The organism is Kitasatospora sp. NPDC093558 (assembly GCF_040683475.1).
Lineage (GTDB): Bacteria > Actinomycetota > Actinomycetes > Streptomycetales > Streptomycetaceae > Kitasatospora.
Genome location: NZ_JBFBDY010000774.1, coordinates 1 through 2651, shown reverse-complemented (window position 1 = coordinate 2651; position 2651 = coordinate 1). Strand labels below are relative to the sequence as shown.

Sequence of the window (2651 nt, the reverse complement as noted above, 5' to 3'; positions counted from 1 at the left end):
CCCGCACTCAACTCACGTACAGTGACGGGAAGGTAGCGGAACGGCGCGAGGAGGGTGCGGCGGGCCCTCCGGCAGCCCGGCGACGGCCCGGGCCACCGGCTCGTACACCACGCACTGGAAGCCGACGCGCATCGGCCGGTCCTGCGCCGCCGCCCGCGCCCGGGCCGCGTCGAAGCCCTCCCGCAGCTGCTCGAAGGCCGGCACCACCTGCTCGGCCAGTGCGCGCCCCAGCTCTGTCAACTCCACCCGCCGGCTGGTCCGTTCGAACACCGGCGCGCCGACCCGGCCCTCCAGCCGCTTGATCAATTGGGAGACCCGGCCCTGCGAGACCCCGAGCAGCCCGGCGGTGCGGCCGAAGTGCAGCTGGTGGACCAGCACGGCGAAGCACTGCAGTTCCTGGAGCGGCAGCTCGGAGAGTGCGGGCGGTGTCCTGCGGTCCATTCCGGGAGTGTACGACCTGGCGCCGACCGACCCCAGGGGGCGTGCACCCCGAAATCCGGGCGCCCGACGCCCGACGGCGCCGGGGCGTGCGCCCCGAAATCCGGGCCCGGGAGCTACAACCGCTCGGCCAGGGCCTCGTGGACGCGGCGCCAGGCGTCGGCCGTGGCGGCGGCGTCGTGGTCCGCCGGGCGGTCGGCGGCGAAGCCGTGCCGGGCGCCCGGGTACGTGACCAGCTCGTGGCCGACCTTGGCCTCCGTCAGCTTCCGCTCGGCCTCCTGCCACTCGGCGGGCGGGAGGATGTGGTCGAGCTCGCCGCAGAAGCCCAGCAGGTACACGCCGTTGGCGGCGATGCGCTCCGCCGTCTCCAGCGGCGGCACCGGACCGACCAGCGGGAAGCCGGAGTTGAGCAGCCAGCCCGGGTAGAACGCGGCGGCGAGCTCGAAGCGCAGCTCGGTGGCCGCACGCACCGCGATGTGGCCGCCCATGCTCGTGCCCACGAACGCCACTCCGCGCCCGTCGGCCCAGGCGCGGGCGGCGTCGAGCGCGACGGCGGCGTCGCCGACGAGCTGGTCGCGGTCGAGGGCGCGCATCAGCACCAGGCCCTCCTCGCGCTCCTCGGCGCTGTAGCCGAGCTCGGTGCGCCGCCGGCTGCGCCAGTAGAAGTCGGGCGCCAGCGCGACGTACCCGAGCCCGGCCAGCTCCGCGCAGACGCCGCGGGCGTAGGCGTTGACCCCGTACAGCTCGGGGCAGACGACGACCGCGCCGCGCACCTCGCCCTCGGGGCGGTGGACGTACGCCTCGATGCCGCCCGGCGTGCCGAGCTCCTGCCACTGACCACTCATCAAGTCCCCCATGAGGTCGGCCCGGTGATCCCGGGCGATGTCGCGCGCATCCTAGCGCCACCGCGGCGCGAAACCCCGGGTCGACCACTATGCACACCCCTGTATACATGATGTGTATAGTTCCCGGCATGTCACTCGGTCAGATGCTCCTCGGCCTGCTGGAAGCCCAGCCCCGCCACGGATACGACATCAAACGGCTCTACGACGAGCACTTCGGGCGGGACCGCTCCCTGCACTACGGGCAGGTGTACTCGACGCTGTCCCGGCTGCTGAAGAACGGGCTCGTCGTCGTGGAGGGCGTCGAGGCGGGCGGCGGCCCGGACCGCAAGAAGTACGCGATCACCGAGGCCGGCGTCACCGACCTCGCCGACTGGCTCGGCCACCCCGAGAGCCCGGAGCCGTACCTGCAGAGCACGCTGTACCAGAAGGTCGTGCTCGCCCTGCTGACCGGCCGCTCCGCCGCCGACGTCCTCGACCTCCAGCGCTCCGAACACCTCAAGGCCATGCGCGAGCTGACCCGCCGCAAGCTCGACGGCGACCTCGCCGACGAACTGATCTGCGACCACGCGCTGTTCCACCTGGAGGCCGACCTGCGCTGGCTCGAACTGACCGCCGCGCGCCTCGACGAACTCGCCGCCCGCATCACGGAGTCCCAGCGATGACCGCCCCCGAACCCCTGCTCACCGCCCGCGACCTGCACAAGTCCTACGGGCTCACCCCCGCCCTGGAGGGCGCCTCGCTCACCGTCGCGGCCGGCGAACTCGTCGCCGTGATGGGCCCGTCGGGCTCCGGCAAGTCCACGCTGCTGCACTGCCTGGCCGGGATCACCCGCCCCGACAGCGGCACGATCGACTACCGCGGCCGCGACCTCACCGCCTGCTCGGACGCCGAGCTCTCCGCCCTGCGGCGCACCGAGTTCGGCTTCCTCTTCCAGTTCGGCCAGCTCGTGCCCGAGCTCTCCTGCCTGGAGAACGTCGCCCTGCCGCTGCGCCTGAACGGCATGCGCCGCCGGGCCGCCGAGGCACGCGCGGTCGAGTGGCTGGAGCGCCTGGAGGTGGCGGACGTCGCCGCCAAGCGCCCCGGCGAGATCTCCGGCGGCCAGGGGCAACGCGTCGGCGCGGCACGGGCGTTGATCACCGAGCCCAGGGCCGTGTTCGCCGACGAGCCGACCGGCGCGCTCGACTCGCTCAACGGCGAGCGGGTCATGAAGCTCCTGACCCGCGCCGCCCGGGAGTCCGGCGCGGCCGTCGTCCTCGTCACCCACGAGGTCCGCGTCGCCGCCTACGCCGACCGGGAGGTCGTCGTCCGCGACGGCCGCACCCGCGACCTGGCGGCGGCGATATGAGCGGCCCGACGGACGGCACGGTC

General features: G+C 73.7%; 4 protein-coding genes. 2 read left to right on the top strand and 2 right to left on the bottom strand.

The features are described from left to right. Positions 1 to 12 precede the first annotated feature (12 nt). Positions 13 to 441: a LysR family transcriptional regulator gene (locus AB0O00_RS35035; RefSeq protein WP_363658751.1), complete on the bottom strand. Its 429-nt coding sequence runs from the start codon at positions 439 to 441 to the stop codon at positions 13 to 15. 113 nt (positions 442 to 554) lie between these two features. Next, positions 555 to 1283, bottom strand: coding sequence for a dienelactone hydrolase family protein (locus tag AB0O00_RS35030; protein ID WP_363658749.1), 729 nt, complete (start codon positions 1281 to 1283; stop codon positions 555 to 557). 128 nt (positions 1284 to 1411) lie between these two features. On the opposite strand from AB0O00_RS35030, the gene AB0O00_RS35025 reads away from it, so the two are divergent. Then, positions 1412 to 1945 carry a PadR family transcriptional regulator gene (locus AB0O00_RS35025; protein WP_363658747.1) on the top strand — a complete coding sequence of 178 codons (534 nt, stop codon included), beginning with the start codon at positions 1412 to 1414 and terminating at the stop codon, positions 1943 to 1945. Beyond that, positions 1942 to 2628 carry an ABC transporter ATP-binding protein gene (locus AB0O00_RS35020; protein WP_363658745.1) on the top strand — a complete coding sequence of 229 codons (687 nt, stop codon included), beginning with the start codon at positions 1942 to 1944 and terminating at the stop codon, positions 2626 to 2628. Before AB0O00_RS35025 ends, AB0O00_RS35020 begins: the two co-directional genes overlap by 4 nt. Positions 2629 to 2651 lie beyond the last annotated feature (23 nt).